15 protein-coding genes are annotated in these 17945 nt (G+C 66.5%); 8 read left to right on the forward strand and 7 right to left on the reverse strand.

Translation table 11 applies throughout. The features are described from left to right. A partial coding sequence (locus VGK32_20995) for a lipoyl synthase (protein HEY3384243.1) occupies nucleotides 1–515 on the reverse strand: 515 nt, incomplete at its 3' end. 96 nt (nucleotides 516–611) lie between these two features. On the opposite strand from VGK32_20995, the gene VGK32_21000 reads away from it, so the two are divergent. Continuing rightward, nucleotides 612–1343 carry a metal-dependent hydrolase gene (locus VGK32_21000; protein HEY3384244.1) on the forward strand — a complete coding sequence of 244 codons (732 nt, stop codon included), beginning with the start codon at nucleotides 612–614 and terminating at the stop codon, nucleotides 1341–1343. Nucleotides 1344–1355: 12 nt separating this feature from the next. Here VGK32_21000 and VGK32_21005 read toward each other — a convergent pair whose 3' ends face one another. Continuing rightward, entirely contained in the window at nucleotides 1356–1901 is a 546-nt protein-coding gene (locus VGK32_21005; protein ID HEY3384245.1) for a hypothetical protein, read from the reverse strand. A 12-nt stretch (nucleotides 1902–1913) separates the two neighbouring features. Here VGK32_21005 and VGK32_21010 point away from each other — a divergent pair, with 12 nt between their 5' ends. The 6 genes from VGK32_21010 (at nucleotide 1914) to VGK32_21035 (ending at nucleotide 6686) form a co-directional block, all read left to right on the forward strand. After that, entirely contained in the window at nucleotides 1914–2687 is a 774-nt protein-coding gene (locus tag VGK32_21010) for a helix-turn-helix domain-containing protein (protein HEY3384246.1), read from the forward strand. Between the two features lie 27 nt (nucleotides 2688–2714). Then, nucleotides 2715–2975 (forward strand): ferredoxin family protein, encoded by a 261-nt coding sequence (locus tag VGK32_21015; protein HEY3384247.1) that lies wholly within the window; start codon nucleotides 2715–2717, stop codon nucleotides 2973–2975. Between the two features lie 101 nt (nucleotides 2976–3076). Then, on the forward strand, nucleotides 3077–3607 hold the full coding sequence (locus VGK32_21020; GenBank protein ID HEY3384248.1) for an NADH-quinone oxidoreductase subunit B family protein: 531 nt from the start codon (nucleotides 3077–3079) through the stop codon (nucleotides 3605–3607). Nucleotides 3608–3611: 4 nt separating this feature from the next. Next, nucleotides 3612–4073 (forward strand): NADH-quinone oxidoreductase subunit I, encoded by a 462-nt coding sequence (locus VGK32_21025; protein ID HEY3384249.1) that lies wholly within the window; start codon nucleotides 3612–3614, stop codon nucleotides 4071–4073. A gap of 235 nt (nucleotides 4074–4308) precedes the next feature. After that, nucleotides 4309–5823 (forward strand): aspartyl protease family protein, encoded by a 1515-nt coding sequence (locus tag VGK32_21030; protein HEY3384250.1) that lies wholly within the window; start codon nucleotides 4309–4311, stop codon nucleotides 5821–5823. Then, nucleotides 5823–6686: a metallophosphoesterase gene (locus VGK32_21035; protein ID HEY3384251.1), complete on the forward strand. Its 864-nt coding sequence runs from the start codon at nucleotides 5823–5825 to the stop codon at nucleotides 6684–6686. Before VGK32_21030 ends, VGK32_21035 begins: the two co-directional genes overlap by 1 nt. On the opposite strand, the gene VGK32_21040 is transcribed toward VGK32_21035, so the two are convergent. The 3 genes from VGK32_21040 to VGK32_21050 form a co-directional block, all read right to left on the reverse strand. Next, entirely contained in the window at nucleotides 6683–9865 is a 3183-nt protein-coding gene (locus tag VGK32_21040; protein HEY3384252.1) for a PEP/pyruvate-binding domain-containing protein, read from the reverse strand. The genes VGK32_21035 and VGK32_21040 overlap by 4 nt on opposite strands. Nucleotides 9866–9875: 10 nt before the next feature. Continuing rightward, complete coding sequence (locus tag VGK32_21045) at nucleotides 9876–11642, reverse strand: PEP/pyruvate-binding domain-containing protein (protein HEY3384253.1); 1767 nt, start codon at nucleotides 11640–11642, stop codon at nucleotides 9876–9878. 292 nt (nucleotides 11643–11934) lie between these two features. Continuing rightward, nucleotides 11935–13221: a Glu/Leu/Phe/Val dehydrogenase gene (locus VGK32_21050; GenBank protein HEY3384254.1), complete on the reverse strand. Its 1287-nt coding sequence runs from the start codon at nucleotides 13219–13221 to the stop codon at nucleotides 11935–11937. 326 nt (nucleotides 13222–13547) lie between these two features. Here VGK32_21050 and VGK32_21055 point away from each other — a divergent pair, with 326 nt between their 5' ends. After that, nucleotides 13548–14312 carry a SprT family zinc-dependent metalloprotease gene (locus VGK32_21055; GenBank protein HEY3384255.1) on the forward strand — a complete coding sequence of 255 codons (765 nt, stop codon included), beginning with the start codon at nucleotides 13548–13550 and terminating at the stop codon, nucleotides 14310–14312. A gap of 53 nt (nucleotides 14313–14365) precedes the next feature. Here VGK32_21055 and VGK32_21060 read toward each other — a convergent pair whose 3' ends face one another. Together VGK32_21060 and VGK32_21065 are read right to left on the reverse strand one after the other, a co-directional pair. Continuing rightward, nucleotides 14366–16612, reverse strand: coding sequence for a PPC domain-containing protein (locus VGK32_21060; GenBank protein HEY3384256.1), 2247 nt, complete (start codon nucleotides 16610–16612; stop codon nucleotides 14366–14368). Nucleotides 16613–16630: 18 nt separating this feature from the next. Continuing rightward, nucleotides 16631–17944, reverse strand: a complete 1314-nt coding sequence (locus tag VGK32_21065) for a DUF1501 domain-containing protein (protein HEY3384257.1) — start codon at nucleotides 17942–17944, stop codon at nucleotides 16631–16633. Between the last annotated feature and the right edge of the window lies 1 nt (nucleotide 17945).

The raw sequence follows: 17945 nt of genomic DNA on the forward strand, positions 1-17945 counted from the left end.
TGGTTGAGGATGTCCGGCCGCGCATCGAGCACGGTGCGGAGCGGTTCCTCCTTGCCCTGGAAGTCGGGGATCAACACCTCAATCCGGCAGTCGGGCCGGCGGCGTCGAATCCCGGCGATCGTCTCGGCGAAGATCGACGCCCCGCCGTCCGCCAGGTCGTCGCGGTCAACCGAGGTGATGACCACGTAGCGCAGCCGCATCTCGTCGACGGCGTTCGCCACCCGCTCGGGTTCGGCCGTGTCGAGGCCGGCCGGACGGCCGTGCGCCACCGCGCAATACGGACAGTTGCGCGTGCACACGTCACCGAGAATCATGAACGTCGCGGTACCGTGGTGCCAGCACTCGCCGATGTTCGGGCAGTGCGCTTCCTCGCAGACGGTATTGAGATGGAGTTCGCCCATCAGCCGCTTCAGCCGAAGGTAGCTCGGTGACCCGGGCGCTTTGACCTTGAGCCACGCAGGCTTCGCTTCGCGGTGTCGGACGAGGACCAGCGGGTTCTCTATGGACGTGGACATACCAGGTGATTACCTTCTAATAATAGCAGACGCGGTTCCGAAGACCAGACGGACCGCACCGACGACCACATCGCTGATTCCGGGAGGAGTGTTCGAATGACGGCGCCACGTCTCTCCGCCACATGGCTCGGCCACGGCACCTTCGTGCTCGAGTCCGAAGAAGGACGGCAGATCCTGCTCGACCCCTGGATCGAGACCAACCCCGCCTGCCCCGCGAGCTGGAAGGGGGGTGGGTGGCAGAAACAGCTGGGCGCGCTCGATCTGATCCTTGTCACGCACGGTCACTCCGACCATAGCGCTGACGCGTTGCCGGTCGCCAAGGCCACCGGGGCGCCCGTCGTGTCGGTGTACGAGATCTGCAGCTGGCTGAAGGCCAAGGGCGCACCTGCCGTGAGCGGAATGAACAAGGGCGGCACGCAGGAGATCGCGGGGCTGCGCGTGACCCACGTGCACGCGGACCACAGCAGTACCTGCGAGGAACGCGGACAGATCATCGCACTGGGCGAGCCGGGCGGCTTTGTCATCGCCTTCACGAATGGCGCGACGGTGTACTTCGCCGGCGACACGGCGCTCTTCGGCGACATGGCCCTCATCAAAGAGCTCCACGAGCCGACGCTCGCGTTTCTGCCGATCGGCGATCACTTCACCATGGGGCCGAAGGCAGCGGCCGCGGCGTGCCGGCTGCTCGGCGTGCGCCAGGTCGTGCCGATGCACTACGGAACGTTTCCGGTGCTGACCGGAACACCGGCCGAGCTGCGCTCGCTGGTCGAGCCGGGCGTGAGGGTCACCGAACTCGAGGCCGGGCGGAAGACGGTGCTCACCGTCTGAGAAATCCCGCGCTCAGTCCGCCCGGTCCGCATGCAAGACGATGACGAGCGTTCCGGGCCGGAGCACGCTGAGGGTCGGGTCCGGGTACGGCGAGATGAGCGTGACCGACCCGATGGCTCTTCCCACGCGGTCGAGGACGGGGCCGCGCGCGACGGCGGCGCGGTGCCCGCCGTAGAGCCGTGCGAGCTTCGTTCGGTCGTAGCGGGCGACGCTGCCGAAGGCTTCGAGCGGATCCAACGGCTGTACCGTCCAGGCGTCCTTCGGCACGTCGATCGTCGCGCCGCTCGACGCCAGCACACGGTCCCGGACGCGCTCGATGTCTTCCGGGATCTGCTCGACGGTGTAGTCGCCGGCGGGCGCGGCCGCGGGAACGAATAGACGGGCAAGCGCCGCCGTGTCGGTTGGTGGGACCACGGTGCCGGCGGGCAGTCCCGGTGGCTGGGAGCCACAACTGCCCAACAGCGCGGCGGCGAGGGCGGCGCCGCACAGCCGTGCCGCTTGCCTTGACAGAATTGGACGCCGGCGGTAGTGTTTGAAGAACGAAATGCCGTTCCGCATAGTGGAATCCCAGTGACCGACGGTCAGGTTTCCTCGTCCCACGCCGGCAGTCTAACCTCGGTCGACAAGGCCTTCGACGTCTGCGAGGCGCTGTCGCACGAACCGGATGGCATGAGTGTATCCGAGCTGGCGCGCGTCCTGAAACAGCCGCGTCCGAGCGTGCACCGGCTGCTCGCCGTGTTGCGGCGGCGCGGGTACGTCCGGCAGGACGAGGAATCGCAACGGTACAGTTTGAGCATCAAGATGCTCGATCTGTCGTTTCGCGTGCTGGGGCGGTCGGAATTGCGGCTGCACGCGTACCAGGTTCTGCGCGACTATGCGGCGCAATCGGGGCACCGCACGTTCCTGGCCGTGCCCGCGTCAGGGGAAGTGACGTACATCTGGAAGGCGGCAGCCGACGACGTGGCCATGCGGACCGTGTTCGGCAAGGAGATGCCGGCGCACTGTTCCGTGTATTTCGACCCTGGGCAGACCAGCCGCCGCCTGAGTTGCCTCCGCCTGGTCGAGGCCCGTGACATCTCGCGCAGCGACGAGATGGTGAAGCGGCTGCCAGACGCGGGCGCCCCCGGTTCGTCATCCGAGGTTCCCGCCGGGCAGCGCATGTTCTGCACCTGCGCTCCGGTGTTCGACTATACGGGCCGCGAGGTCGCACGGGTGGGGGTCTTCGGTCACGGGCCGGACGACCGACCCATCCTGGGCGTGCACAACCGCGGGGCGTGGGAGTTGGCGAGGCACATCTCCCTTCGCCTCGGGTATCTGTCGGCGATGGCGATGGGCGTCGCGTAGCGACACGTAAGGAGAAGCGGAGGAAGCATGGCGTACGTAATCTGCGAACCCTGCATCGGGACGAAGGACACAGCGTGCGTGGATGTTTGTCCGGTCGATTGCATCCACCCGAGAAAGGACGAAGGCGACTTCGCCACGGCGGAACTTCTCTACATTCATCCGGACGAGTGCATCGACTGCGGCGCCTGTGTTCCGGCGTGCCCCGTGGAGGCGATCTTCGCACTCGACGAGGTGCCCGAAAAGTGGAAGAACTTCATCCAGATCAACGCGGAGCACTTCCAGAAGTAGGAGCCACGAGCCAGGATTTTGGAATCGGGAACTGAGGATCGAGACGGCCGGTTCCTGATTTCTGGCGTGGGGACGGGGTAGAAGGCAGGGAGGCGTTCGAGATGGGCCTGATTGATCACAAGTTCCAGGACAACTTCATCACCACCAATCTCGACACGGTGCTCAACTGGGCCCGGCAGTCTTCGCTCTGGCCGATGGGATTCGGCTTGGCCTGCTGCGCGATCGAGATGATGGCGACAGGCGGGCCGCGGTTCGACATCGCCCGGTTCGGTGCCGAGGTGTTCCGTGCGTCACCGCGGCAGGCCGACCTGATGATTGTCGCCGGCACGGTGACCAAGAAAATGGCGCCCGTCCTGCGGAGGCTGTACGACCAGATGCCCGAGCCGAAGTGGGTCATCTCGATGGGGAGCTGCTCGAACGCGGGCGGGCCGTTCCCAACCTACAGCGTGCTGCAGGGTGTGGACAAGGTGGTGCCGGTGGATGTCTACATCTCCGGCTGTCCACCGCGTCCAGAGGCGCTGCTCTACGGTTTGATGCGGCTGCAGGACAAGATTCGGAAGGAAGGGACCGTGTTCCGCAAGGAGCGGGTGATCAAGGTCGGCCAAACCGAACCGATCCTGGTGGAAGGGTAGCGCGATGAGCAATTTGGTTCGGACAATCTTCCTGGTGGACCTCCTCAAAGGCCTGTGGCTCACCTTGACCTACACGCCCCAGCCGGCGTTCACGTTCCAGTACCCGCTGGAACGGCGGCCGACGGCTCCGCGGTTCCGCGGCCTGCTTCGACTGCAACTCGAGCCCGGCACCGGCGCGCAAACCTGCATCGTCTGTGACCAGTGCGCGAAGGCCTGTCCCGACGATCTCATCTCGCTCGGGGGACACCGTGAGCCGGGGATGAAGCTGAAGACGCTGGACTATTTCGACTTCAACCTGTCGCGGTGCAGTTTCTGCGGACTGTGCGCCGAGGTCTGCCCGACCAAGCCCGTCAAGGCGCTCATCATGAGCGAGGATTACGAGCTCGGCACGTACAGCCGGGAGTCTCAGGTGCTGCGGGTTGACCAGATGTACGACGGCGTGCCGATCGAGCGGTACACGCACTGACCACAACGTTCCGCTCGTTGCTGGCGGCACCGCATGAGTTGGTTCGAGCCGGAGCCTCGCGGCCGGAAGATGGAACGCAGAATGCATCGGTAGAACGAAACGTGTCGGACGGCACGCGCGGAGCGGGAAAACAGGACGAGAATCGTAAGACGAGTTTCCTTGGTCACGCCCGGCCCGCCGTTGGCACACTGCTGATACGATGAAATCCCGACACGCTTCTGTGTGGAGAGCCCTCATGACGCCTCGCACCAAGCTCGCTGTCGCGATCTTCGTGATCGTTCCCGCGCTGTCCCTGGTGCTGTTCGCCGCCGGAAAGCCCAGCGTGGCGACGGCAGCGCTGCAAGTGTCGCTGGCCGAAATCCTGTACGACCAGGCCGACTATCGGTCGGCCATGCGGATCTATCTCCGCGCGACCGAATGCGACGATGCGAAGGTCCGCGACCGGGCCCGCGCGGGCACGATCCGGGCCGCGCTGCGCATCGCCGAATTCGGCATCGCGGCAACGCAGCTGTCGCCGCTTCGTGCGGGGAGTGCGGCCGACCCCGACGTCCTGGCCCTGGCCGGCGACACGCTGTGGGCCTCGGGCCGTTTCGACGAGGCCGAATCGGCCTATCGTGATTCCCTGGCGCTCGACGCGGCGAATGCCCGCGGGCACAACGGGATGGCGCGGGCGCTGGCGTCCAAGAGCCAGCTCGACGCCGCGCTCGACGAGGTCTACGCGGCGCTTCGCTCGACGCCCGGTGATCCGGAGCTGCAGCACACGCTGGGATCGGTACTCGAGCGGATGCGGCGGTACCCGGATGCGGTGGTTGCGTACGAGATCTTCATGAACACGCTGCCGCACTCGGGACAGGCCGAGTCGGGGTGGTGGACACGCAACCACGTGGCGTTCCTCAAGTCCTTCAACGGCACCGTGCCGTTCGAGATCGTGTCCCGCGACGACCGTCGTCGTCACGTGATCGACTTCCGCCTCGAGAACGGGAAGGTGATCGTGAAGGCGAGCGTCAACGGCAGCCGGCCGATGGACTTCGCGATCGACACGGGTGCCGAGCAGACGGTCGTGACCGAGAAGACGGCCCGGAAGCTGGGGCTCCGGCCGATGCTCCAGACCCTGTCGGCAGGCGTGGGGCTGTACGGGATGCGCGGGCTGCTGGTCGGCAAGATTCAGGCGCTCGAGATCGGCACGCTGACCGTGAAGAACATTCCGTGCCTCATCAAGTCGCCTGCGCTCCGGGGATTGCCCGTGGACGAGACGAACGGGATCTCGCCGGTGGCCCTCGGGCTGTCGATGACCGTGGACTACAGGAACCGGCGCCTGACGATCGGCGAGCCGGATTCCGTCGGTGACGGCATCGTTGCCGAGTTGCCGCTGCGACTCAATCGCCTGGCCACCGTCCGCGGCGACGTGAACGGGAATCCGGCCAGCTTCATCGTGGACACGGGCGGCGAGGCAATCTCGCTGAACGAAAGCACGGCGCGCGGGTTGTTCAAGCCGGACGATCGCCGGCGCATCAAGCTGCTGGTGTACGGCGCTTCGGGGTGGGATCCCGACGCGTATCTGCTGCCCGGCGTCAACCTGGCCTTCGGCGACGTCACGCTCGCCAACCAGCCGGTGATGGTGCTGAACCTGCGCGCGCCGAGCGTGCTGCTCGGCTACGAAATCGGCGGGATCGTCGGCTATCGGTTCCTGAGCAAGTACCGCGTAGAGTTCGACCTGAAGCAGAGTCTGCTCCGCCTGCGCACGCTCTGATGCCCGCCTGTTTCTTCGCGTCCGATTTGCACGGCCGCATACGGCGCTACAACTCGCTCATCGGGGCGATCGAGGCCGAACGGCCGGCTGGCGTGTTCCTCGGCGGCGACCTCCTGCCGTCCGGCTTCGGCATGGCCGGGTCCGTCGACCCGGATCACCTGGACTTCATCAACGGCTTTCTGGCCCCGCAGCTCGAGCGACTTCACTCCGTTCTTGGCCGCGACTATCCGGACATCTTCGTTATCCTGGGGAACGACGACCCGAGGGCTGAGGAAGCGGCTGTGCTGGATGCGGCCGCGCGCGGCGTGTGGCACTACGTTCACGATTGTCGAGTGGAGTGGCGGACCTTCGACGTCTACGGCTACGCCTGCGTGCCGCCCACGCCGTTTCGACTGAAGGACTGGGAGCGGTACGACGTGTCGCGGTTCGTCGATCCGGGCTGCCTGTCGCCCGAGGAAGGGTGGCGCAGCATCCCGGTGCCGGACCACGTCGTGCGCTACGGGACGATCCAGGGGGATCTCGAACTCCTCGTCGGGGATCGCCCCGTGGACCGCGCGATCATGCTGTTCCACTCTCCGCCGTACAAGACCGTTCTCGACCGCGCGGCGCTCGACGGGGTCACGGTCGACTACGCCCCGGTGGACGTGCACGTCGGCAGCATCGCCGTGCAGCGGTTCCTCGAGCGGCGCCAGCCGCTGGTAACGCTGCACGGGCACGTGCACGAGTCTGCCCGACTGACCGGGGAGTGGCGGACACGACTCGGAGAGACGCAGGCCTTCTCGGCCGCTCACGACGGTCCGGAACTGGCGCTCGTGAGATTCGACCCCGAGCACGCCGCGGCCGCCACGCGGGAACTGATCTAGACCGTCGCCCCCTGGAGCGGCAGGGCCCGCGCCGGATCGGTGATGGCCCCGATCTTCGACGCGAAGCTCGAGTGGTTCGCGAAGTCGGCATCGGTCACGATCTTCACGTCCAGGAGCCCTTCCGTCTTGTAGCCCGTGCGCAGGTAGTTCATCTCGCTGAGGCAGAGACTCCAGCCCTCGAGCCACGGTTCCAGCACGCGCCGCTTCTCGTCGTTGTCCTCGATGTGGACGATGAGATCGATGTCGCTGCCCGGTCCGGCCGTCGCGTTCTTCGTGCTGCCGAAGACGTACATGCCCTTGATGCCGAAGCGTGCCGGATCGGCCTCGAGCGCGATGTGCTCGACCATGCGCAGGCGCCACCGCCAGTGGTCCTCGGTCAGTTGATGCGTGTCGGCCCGCCGCTCGGGCGGGGCGCCCTGGGCGAGCGTTGGCGGAGCGAAGAAGGCGACCGCCTCGTCGAGGTCGGCGTTCATCAGCACCTGCAGGATGAGGCCCTCCGTGGCCTTCGAGACATCCACGACGCGCACCGTCTGAGCCAGGTGGGCGTACTCGGGCACCAACTCCGCCATGATGTTCGGGGACCGTCGAAGGAACATCTCGTTCAACATCTCGCCGTCGTCGCCGGGGAAGAGCGGGAGGTAGCGGATGCTCGCTTCCACGAGGTCCTGGAAGAAGTGCGTGCCGAACGACACGTCGGGCACGTAGTTGCCCTTCTTGGCGGCAATCTCCATCAGCATCGCGGTGTTGTTGATGTCCGAGTAGGTGACGCTCACGCCGAGCTTGATGTCGCCCCGGCTGCCCCAGCGCCCGGGGCCCATGAGGATGAACTGCCGCTTGGGCAGCAGCTTGTTGAGCCGGCCGATGACGCGGCCGACGTCCTTCAAGTCCGTGAGGTTCTCGACCTGGTCGTACTCGTCGGGATCGACGTAGACGACGTGCGTGATGTCCGGCACGCGACCGTTGGAGACGTACTTGTTCGCCGAGAAGAGGACGCGTTCGAACGGCAGGTCGCGCGGAATGGCTGACGGTGTCGCGTCCCGCGAGAAGCTCTGAGGCCGGCACTGGAGCAGGTACAGATCCTTGCCGTCCGAGGCGAACTCGATGTCGACCGGTGATCCAATCCGCTCGCGCAGCAGCTTGAGCAGCGCCTTCATCCGCGCCATGAACGGCGTGCTGCTCACCAGGCCGTCGAACGTGACCACGGTGTGCGACTCGGCCGGGTCCCATCCGAAGCCGACGGGCCGATGGATGCCCTCGCTGTCGTACACCGAGGCGATCAGCTCGAGGGCGGGGTACTCGCGGCCGTACTCGCGGAACAGGTCCCCGGCGTCCACGGTCTCGAAGCGCCGCGTCTCCAGGTTGATGACGTCGATCTTCCGAGGAGCGTACCGCAGGATCTCCTCGGGCCGGACGTTGACGCGCAGCCCGGGCTGTCCCGGTGCGACGAGGATCGGATAGTCGTCACCGACGCGATCGACCGCGCGCGTGCCGAGGCCGGGCACCAGACGGACGAGGCCGTCCTCGCGTTTGATGCGCGGCGACCACCGGAATTCGTTGTGACTGAAGGCGACGCCGGCGAACGACGGCATGAAGTACGGGCCGACGCGCGTGCCCACGACCTCCTGGATCATGATGCCCATCTCTTCGTGCAGGTCGAGGAGATTGCGTTCGGCGCGGTACTCGATCGGGTCCGCGCCGAAGAGCGACGCATAGACCTCCGCGATCGCGTCCATGAGCGCGCTCAGACGTTCGCCCTTCGTGCCGACGTTGGCCAGGAAGAGGCTCTTGTACTTGCCTGAGAACGCCGCGCCCATCCGATCCTCGAGCAGGCTGGAACTGCGGACGATGAGCGGCTTGCCTTCGAGATCGTCGAGGGCCAGCGACAGCCCCTTCATGATCTCCGGCGCGAACCGCGAGTTCTTGAACACCTGGACGATGTGCGGGTACTCGCGCCGAATCTGCTCGATCTCGAGGTACTTCCGGTTGTAGACGTCCTCGAGCTGGTTGTACTCGACGAAGCTCATGAGGCCGTCGGACGCGATGTACCACGTCTTCGGCACCTTGATGCTGCTCAGCAGTTCGGAGTATTCGCTGCACTTCCGGATGATCTGCGAGGCGAGCAGCATGCCGGCGCTCTTGCCTCCCAGCTTGCCGTGACTGGCGGGGGGGCTGATGATGTGGTTGACCAGCTCGTAGAAATCGCCTATCTCGATGTAGTTCTTGGCGGTGTTGATGAACTCGAGATCCTCGGTGAAGAACCGGCGGGCGAGCGACACGCGCAGGCCGATCTGAACCGACAGCGAGAGTTCTTCGTCCTCGACGGCGAGCTGGTGGTACCGCTCGAGCGCCTGGCCGATGTCGGTGAGCGACGTGCACTGGTTCTCGACCGCTTCAACGAGGAACCCGGTCTTGTCGTCCTTGATCCACTTCTGGATGCACGAGACGATCTCACCCTCGCTCAGGTGCGAGGCGGCGATGCGGAAGGCGTCCTCCGTGAGCGCCAGCAGGTCCTCGATGCTCTTCTTCCGCAGCGGGATGTTGTCCTCGAACCCATCGGACTGCTGCGTGAAGTCCGCGGCGAAGCGGTGCAGCAACTGCTGTGCCTCGTCGATGCCGTTCCAGCACAGGTAGTTCAGCATGCGGCGCGAGATCCGCATCAGCAGGTGCTGGTCGGTCTTCCGCAGGAACTCGATGATGACCCACCACTCGCGCTTCTCGGGTGAGGCGAGGTTCTCGATCGCCGACTGCCAGTTGCGGAGCGTGGTCTGCAGCTGTCGCTGCATCAGGAAGTGCGCGAGGCGCTCGGCAATCGTGTCGATCAGCTTCCGTTCTTCCTTGAGGAACGGCCCCTCGTCGGCGCGCGGCATCTGACGCGTGTAGAACATCTCGATGCTGCCGACCTTCTCGCCTTGCACGATCACGTCCGCGCGCAGCGCCCACGGCGTCTCGGTCACGCGCGGCAGCTGATACACCTGGCTCTCCAGGGTGATCTTCGCCCAGCACACGCTCGGGTACTGCCAGCCGCCCGGCAACACGTCCAGCAGCCGCCGGCACACGTCGTCCACCGACGCGTCAGCCTGGTTGATCAGTTCGTGAACCTTGTAGAGCGTGTGCAGTTCCTTCGCACGCTCCTGCAGTTGCTCGATGATGTTGTTGACGGGCTGATTGCCGGGGTTCATGAGTGTGGCGTCACTCCCTGACGCGGGATTCCCAAAGGACGACTCCGTGCCCCGTCCGGCCGTCCACCTCGACCCGAAGGGGACGCGGCACGCGAACGTGGCGGACGAACGCGGTCTCGGCAACCGCCGGCAGACGCGACAGACCGTCCCAGTCGATCGCGAACGGGCCGTCGAACGCGACCGAGAAGTAGCTGACGTTGAAGCTGGAGATGTTGTGGAAGAAGTGCGAGCCCTGGCTGAGATCCACGTTCATCGACGGCAGCGTGGCCTCGACGATCGCACGCGCCCCGCCGATCTGCGACCAGGCCACGGGGATGCCCAGCCACGGGTCCGAACTGCCCCAGCGCCCGAATCCGAGGAGCAGGTACGGGGTGCCCTGGTCGATGAGCCGCAGGTTGAGGTGCGCGATGTCCTCCGCGATGGCCGGCGTGTGCCTGGTCTCGAACGCGTCAGGCCGGACATAGACGATGTCCTGGATGTCGGTGAGGATGCCGTTGCCCATCACCCGATCGGAGGCGAGCAGCACGTGGGAGCGGTCGACGGCGTCGAGATCGACGTTCACGACCGTGTCGGACACCGACATCGGCCGGACCTGCAGGAAGCCGAACCGCGCGGGGCCATCCTCGTCCTCGGCGGGGAAGGTGACGGCGAACTCGATTTCCACCGGCGCGCCCAGGGCGTCCTGGCAGAGACAGAGCATCGCCTTGAGCAGCGCGTTCAACCCGTACTCCTCGAGCACGAGCAGCGGCGCGAAGTTCAGCACGCGGGGGCCGCGGATGCCAACCCCCATCGACATCCGATCCGACCGCGCGTCGTAGGTCGAGGCCAGGTACCGGAGGGTGCCGTCCTCGTCGGCGTCGGGGAGGGACCCGTGGACCAGGTACTCGGCTTCGGTCAGCGGATCGTACGCCGCGGGCCGTCCCATGTTCACCGCCCAGAACTGCACCTGCGTCTGCTTCAGTAGTTCGCCGACCGACCCGTACGGCGGCGTGGCCTGCGGGTACGCCGGCGAGTAGCTCCAGGTGATGCCCCCGTCCACGATGCTCTTCCCGAGGCCGAGCGCGAGATTGACGACGCCGTCCTCGGGCCGCGTGCGGCCGCTCCGGTAGAAGCTGTAGGAGCGCGCCACGCCCGACAGTTCGGGGTAGAACAGGTCGCGGTGGCGGCGGCCGACGATCGCCTGGAGGATCACCGCCATCCGGTCGTCCGAGCCGTGCCCCGTGAGGCGCCGGTAGTTGCGCGCGTTGGCGAAGAACGTCGAGGCGTAGACGAACTTGATCGCCTCGACCAGACGATGGAACCGTGATTCGACATCGTGCTGGTTGTTCGGGATCATCTTCGTCGCGTAGACGCCCGCGAACGGCTGGTGAAGCGCATCCTCGAGCAGGCTCGACGAGCGGACCGCGAGCGGCGTGTGGACCTGCCGGATGAGCGCCCACAGGTCGCCGACCAGTTCGGTCGGCAGGGCGGCGGCGAGGAACGCGGCCGCGATCCGATGATCGGGCTCGCCAGACGTCGCCAGGTCCCAGAGCTGGTTCTCGGCCATGAACGTCTCGAAGACATCCGTGGCCACCACGGTCAGCGTTGGCACGGTGACGTCGAAGTGCCGTCGCGCCCGTTCATCGAGACGCGTCGCGAGCATGTCCTTGACGGAGAGCAGGCTGTGGGCCTTGCCGCCGTACTCGCCGCTGCCGATGCACGTGAACTGCTCGCTGCCGTCGAAGAAACGGCGATCGAACCGAGGGACGGCTGGTCGGGTATGCAGGCTGTTGGGCATGGCGCCAGCTGAGCGGGCCGTCGCGTTCTACGTGTTCCGTACCGCGTCTCTCGGTCCAGGACGCGTCTCTGACCATCCTGCCAGGCGGTCGGTCGTCGTGCCGAAACGAGGATACCGCATCCGCCGGAACGGAGGAAGGAGGGCTTAAGCTGTCGCTTAACAGAGTGGGGCAAGGCGGGAAGGCGGCGGCAGACAAAGTAAGCAGGGCGGCCCTTTCGAGCCGCCCCATCGGTTCCGACTGACCGCGTCAGTATCCACTGACCGCGTCAGGTCCGACTGACATGTCTCAACTTTAGACCCAGCCGCGGTCCTTGCACGCCTTGGCGACGCGATTCACCGAGATCACGTACGCCGCGTCGCGCATGTACAGCTTCTGCTTGCGCGCCAGGTCGCTGACCGCGTTGAACGCCGCGGTCATCTTGGTGTCGAGCTTGCCAAGGACCTCTTCGCGTTCCCAGTAGTAGTTCATGTTCCCCTGCACCTGCTCGAAGTAGCTGCAGGTCACGCCGCCGGCGTTGGCCAGGAAGTCGGGGATCACGAAGATGCCTCGCTCGTGGATCACCTTGTCGGCCTCCGGCGTCGTCGGGCCGTTCGCGCCCTCGGCGATGAGCTTCACCTTGGGGTGAATCTTGCCGACGGTCTCCGCCGTGACCTGGTTCTCGATTGCCGCGGGCAACAGGACTTCGACTTCCTGCTCGATCCACGCGTCGCCCGGAAGGATCTCGTAGCCGAGCTTCTTCGCCTTGCTCTTGTCGATGCCGCCGAAGTGGTCCGTGATCCCCATCAACTCGTCGGGGTCCACGCCGGCCAGCTTGCGGAACGTGTAGGACACCTGGTCTTCCTGGTCCCAGCACGACACGCAGATCACCTTGCCGCCGAGCTGCCGGTAGAGGCGAACGGCATACTGCGACACGTTGCCGAAGCCCTGCACCGCCGCCTTGCAGTCAGCCGGCTTGAGGCCGAGTTCACGCAGTGCCTCGCGCACCGTGAAGATCACGCCAAAGCCCGTCGCCTCGGTCCGGCCGAGGGAACCGCCCATGCCCACCGGCTTGCCGGTGATGAAGCCGGGGTAGCGGCCACCGTGAATCGCCTCGAACTCGTCGAGCATCCACAGCATGTGCTGCGGGTTCGTCATCACGTCGGGTGCTGGCACGTCGTTGACCGGGCCGACGTTCTTCGCCATCTGGCGCACCCAGCCGCGGCAGATCGCCTGCTGTTCGCGCTGGCTGAGGTTGTGTGGATCGCAAATGACGCCGCCCTTGCCGCCGCCGAGCGGGATGTCCACCACCGAGCACTTCCACGTCATCCAGGTGGCCAGCGCGCGGACCGTATCGAGCGTCTCGTGCGGATGGAAGCGGATGCCGCCCTTGGCCGGGCCCCGGGCGTCGTTGTGCTGGACGCGGAAGCCACGGAACACCTTCACGGTGCCGTCGTCCATCCGAACCGGAATTGCGAAGGAGAATTCCCGAATCGGGTTGCGGAGCAGTTCCCGGGTGGCCGAATCGAGATTGATGATGTCGGCGACCTTGTCGAACTGAGCCTGTGCCATCTCGAACGGATTGAACGCTTTCTTATTCACGGATTATCCCCTCTCTTCTGTCGACCCGCCTCGATGGAGGCGGTAATAAGGCCAGTGGATCCTTCCGATCGATCAAAAAGTCTATCACGGCGCAACCCGGTCCTCGCGATCGATACGATGGGACGTGAGGTTGCGGATTGGAGCACCAGTCAGGTGCGTACCGAGGATTGAGGCGGACCCGTCACACGAACCAGAATCCGGAACGGACTCGGGCGGCCACCAAGCGGGCCGGACTCGCATCGGACCGTCCTTCAGACTAGAAGGTTGGCACGGAAGAGTCAAGGCCGGCGTCCCGTGTCCGGCGGCGGCGCGTGGTAGGCTGGCGTGTGGACTCCGACACGGGCGCACAGCCTCGACTGCCATTCGGTCCGGTGCCTCGCCCCCCGCGCGGCGGATCCGTTCGCGACACCCTCATCGCCCGTGGTCGCCCGCTGGTGGTGACGTACGTGCGCCACCGGCGCGCGCGGCACTACCTGCTGAGACTCGACGCGGACGGCAACGTCCGCATCACCGTGCCATGGCGAGGTTCGCGTGAGGAGGCCAATCGCTTCATCCGCGAGAAGATCTCGTGGATCGAGCGCGAGCGATTCCGTCAATCGCTTCGCCAACCCGGGCGTCGGTGGGAGGCCGGTACGCCGGTGCTCCTGGACGGGGAAGAGGTCGGTTTGGCGGTGATCGAGAACGCCGGTCAGCGCACGGTATCGGTCGGTCCCCATCGCGTGCCGCTCTCGGACGGCGATCCGGTCGACCTCAAACCCGTCGTCGAGCGCCATCTCCAGCGTGTCGCCACGGTCATGCTGGACGCCCGCCTGCGCGAACTCGCCGCGGAGCTTCGCGTCACCGTCGTCGCCGTCACCGTGCGCGGCCAGCGCAGCCGCTGGGGGTCGTGCTCGCCGTCCGGACGCATCTCGCTCAACTGGCGGCTCATCCAGTTGCCGCCCACCGTGCGCGACTACGTGCTGCTCCACGAACTGACGCACCTGCGTCATCCGAACCACTCCAGGCGGTTCTGGCGTGCGCTCGAGCAGGTGTGCCCGAACCTCGCCGACGCACGCGCCTGGCTGCGCGGCGCCAGCCTGCAGACCATGTAGGGCGCGTCGCCAAATCCGTGCTCGGTCGATGGGCTGAAGCCCCGCCCTCTCACCTACGGGACGATTTCGAACAGAATTGCCGGCAGGCATGCGAGCGTCAGGCGGCGGCGCTGGGACTTCGGGGCCTGGTTGCCGGCGGCCACGCGCTCGCCCGACACGGTGACGATGAGGTTACCCTTCGAGCCGGCCTTGGCCTTCGCCGCGTCCGCGCGCACGACGATCTCCGCGCCGCCCGCCGTCACCGACACGTCGGCCAGCGATAGCCCCTCGGGCGGCTCGCTCAGCTCCAGCCCGATCTGGTCGAACTGGCGCAGTGGCGGCAACGACACCCGGATCCTGGCACTGCCGCCTGCGGGAACGCGCACCGGCTGGGGCGTCATGACCCGCGCCCACGACCGCGTGGCTCCCCGCCGTATGACCGAGACACGTAAGGCGTCGACCGGCACCAGGTGGCGGTAGGCGAAGGCTTGCATCATGTTCTCGGCCGGCACGGCGCGGTGGGAGACGGACCGGCCATCAATCGTGGCACGACCTTCGACAACCAGGCCGACCGGCGTGTCGGTCGGCACCGGCGGAACGGTGAGCGTCACGCGGATCTGGTCCTGGCCCGCAGGTACGACTCCTCCGCTCAGCGAGAACCCGTCCGACGCGTCCTTCAATGACAGCGCGATGTCCCCTGCGAAGCCGTCCTTGCGGATGGCGTGGACGGAGACGGGGATGGTCGCGCCGGCGGCGGCGTTCACGGCCGACGGGGTCATGCGCAACTCGAAATCCGGCCGTGGCGGGCCGACGGACAGGCGGTAGCCATAGTCGGCTCCCCCCTTGCGCTGCCTGTCCCCGATGCGCAGCAGGTAGATCCCGTTGGCGGGCAGCGTCGCGATGATCAGCGAATCGGCCTGGTGAGTGACCAGGGCGGCGGCTTTGTCGTCGTGGTCGTCGTTGAATGCCACCCGGACGCCGGCCGCGTCGGTCAGTTCGAGCACGGAATCGAGTGGTGAGCCCAACCGCCGCCCGAAGACCTCGGCGACGATGCGGCCACCGGCGCGGCCCGTGAAGCTGTAGACGTCGACATCCCCCGGCTGCTGGATTCGGCCATTCACGATGACCGGGAGCGAGATGCGCTGCGCGGTCTTCGCCGTGTCGTTCGGTTCGCGCTCGGTCACCTCCGGCAGCTGGTCCACGGCGAAGGAAACCCGGTTCGACGAGACCTCGCCGCGTCGCATCGACAGAGGATAGACTCCGGGCGTCGCGTGCGTCGCGTCCATCGTGGCCCGGCTGGTCGACAGGTTCCAACCGGTGGCCTGGACGGTCGTCTTCACGCCCGCCGGACCGCCAAGAGGAAAGATCGACGTCAGGAACGGAACTTCGCCGATCGTGATGCGGTAGACGAAATCCTCGCGCCCACGGTAGAGCGCGTCCTTGATCTCGACGACGTATTCACCCTCGCTCGGCACCTTGAAGTGGATCACCGGATCGGGCAGGAACCGATCGTCATCGTCGTACGCCACCTCGCGGCCGTTGGCGTCGTAGAGCGTGAGCACCGCCTGGAACCATCCGGGCACCGCGTCGGCCAGGTAGGGCATCAGCTCGCGGGCGCTGGCGGCGATGATGAGGTCTGCGCCCTTGCGCGCCTCGAAGCGGTAGCGGTCGACGTCTCCGGGCACGTACTGCTGTCCCTGCCTCGGAAAGAACTGCGCACGGTCGGTGTCGCCCGGCACGAGCCGGCCGTTCACGACGGCCGGCAGCGTCACCGCGGTTTCCGCGTCCGCGCGGCTTTGCTTCTCCTCGTTCTCGCGAAACTCGGGCAGTTGGCCCACACAGAACACCACAGGGTCCGACAGGCCGAGTGGCGTCATCAGCCGCAGGAACCGCGGCCCGGCGACGGCTTCGGGTTCGATGAGGATATCGAGGGCCACGATCTCGGCGATGACGGGGTTCTGATTGCGACGCAGCGAGTCGGCCATCTTCAGCCGGAGCTCGGCGACCTGCCTGCGCACCTCGGGATCGGGACCGCCTTTCAGCAACTCCTGAACCTTGTCGCGCGACTCGCCGATTTCCTTCTGGGTCAGCGGCTTGTCGTAGCCGACGACCTCCGCGCGCACGCCGCCGCCCGACACCACGGGCGCCGCCGCGCCCTCGAGATATCGACCCCCGACCTTGACGTGGACCGTGGTGCCGCGCTGGCCCCCCGCCGGATAGACGTAGCCGATGTGCGGGGAATTCTGCTGCCCGAGGGCAGGAGCCGCGAGCAGCGTGGCGGCCGCGAGGCCGAGCACTGCGGACGTTTTCGTTCGAGGCATGCCGCTCCACTCCACGGATTACATGATTTCTCGGAGGATCCGATCGGGGCTCGCCCCATCAGCGGCGGTGGGAACGGCGCGGATGTCGAGTCCCTCGGGGTTTGGCAGTTTCGCGTCGGCCGACACGCCGAGCAGTTCGTACATGCTACCGATGAGATCGGCCGGCGAGACCGGCCGGTCCGTCACTTCTTCGCCCCGGCCATCCGACGATCCCACGACGTGGCCCCCCCTGAATCCGCCGCCCGCGACGAGCGCGGAGAACGCCGGGCCCCAGTGTCCCCGGCCGCCGTTCCACGGTGGTTCCCACTGCACCTTGGGCGTCCGGCCGAACTCCCCGCAACACCAGATCATCGTGCTGTCGAGCAGTCCCCGCGCGGACAGATCCTGGAGCAGCGCGGCGAGTCCCTTGTCGAGCTGCGGCAGCTTCTGGCGCATCAGCTGGAAGTGCTGCTTGTGCGTGTCCCATCCCTTCGAGTTGATCGTGATGTACGGCACGCCGCGCTCGACCAGCCGGCGCGCCACCAGGCACGATTGCCCGAAGGTGTTCTTGCCGTAGCGCTCGCGCTCGTCGTCCTTCTCCTGTGAGAGGTCGAAGACCTTGCCTGCCTCGCCGAGGATCAGTTCGTAGGCCTGGTCTTCGGTCTGCGCGAACGCCTGGAGCGCAGCGTTCTCGGGCGCGGCCTTCCCCAGCGTGTCGAGCTGGTGCAGCAGCGCGCGCCGGTCTCGCTGGCGCTGGTCCGAGACTCCCGGCGTGATTACCCCCTGGACCGCGAACGGCGTTTGCGCGGGGTCGCCGCCCGTGGCAAACGGGGCGTAGCGCTGGCCCAGGAAGCCGGCTTCAGAAAAGCGGCCCTGCAGATCCGTGAGGACGACGTACGGCGGAATGAGGCCGGAGTAACCCGCGCTGTAGCCCTTCAGCAGTGCGACGACCGCGCCCACACCGGGATAGACGAGCCTGGCTCCCGGCTTGCGGCCCGTCTGCACCGTGTAGGCGGCGGTCTCATGGGCGTTGGTGTCGTGCGTCATGCTTCGGATCAGCGAGTACTTGTCTGCCTGTCTGGCCAGCAGGGGCAGCAGTTCGCCAATCCGAATCCCACTGACGTTCGTCTCGATTGGTGTGGCGAGCGGGCCGGTGTAGTCGTTGCCGGCCTCGGGCTTCGGATCAAACGTGTCGAGGTGTGACGGTCCGCCCCACAACCAGATCTGGATGACCGCCTTGGCGCGCGCCGCCGGCGCCATGGCCCGCGTCCGGGCACCCAGTCGGTCGGCCAGCAACAGGCCGGCCGTGCCCCAGACTCCCCGACGTATCGCCTCGCGCCGTGTCAGTGGCATG

Source organism: Vicinamibacterales bacterium (assembly GCA_036504215.1).
Lineage (GTDB): Bacteria > Acidobacteriota > Vicinamibacteria > Vicinamibacterales > Fen-181 > FEN-299.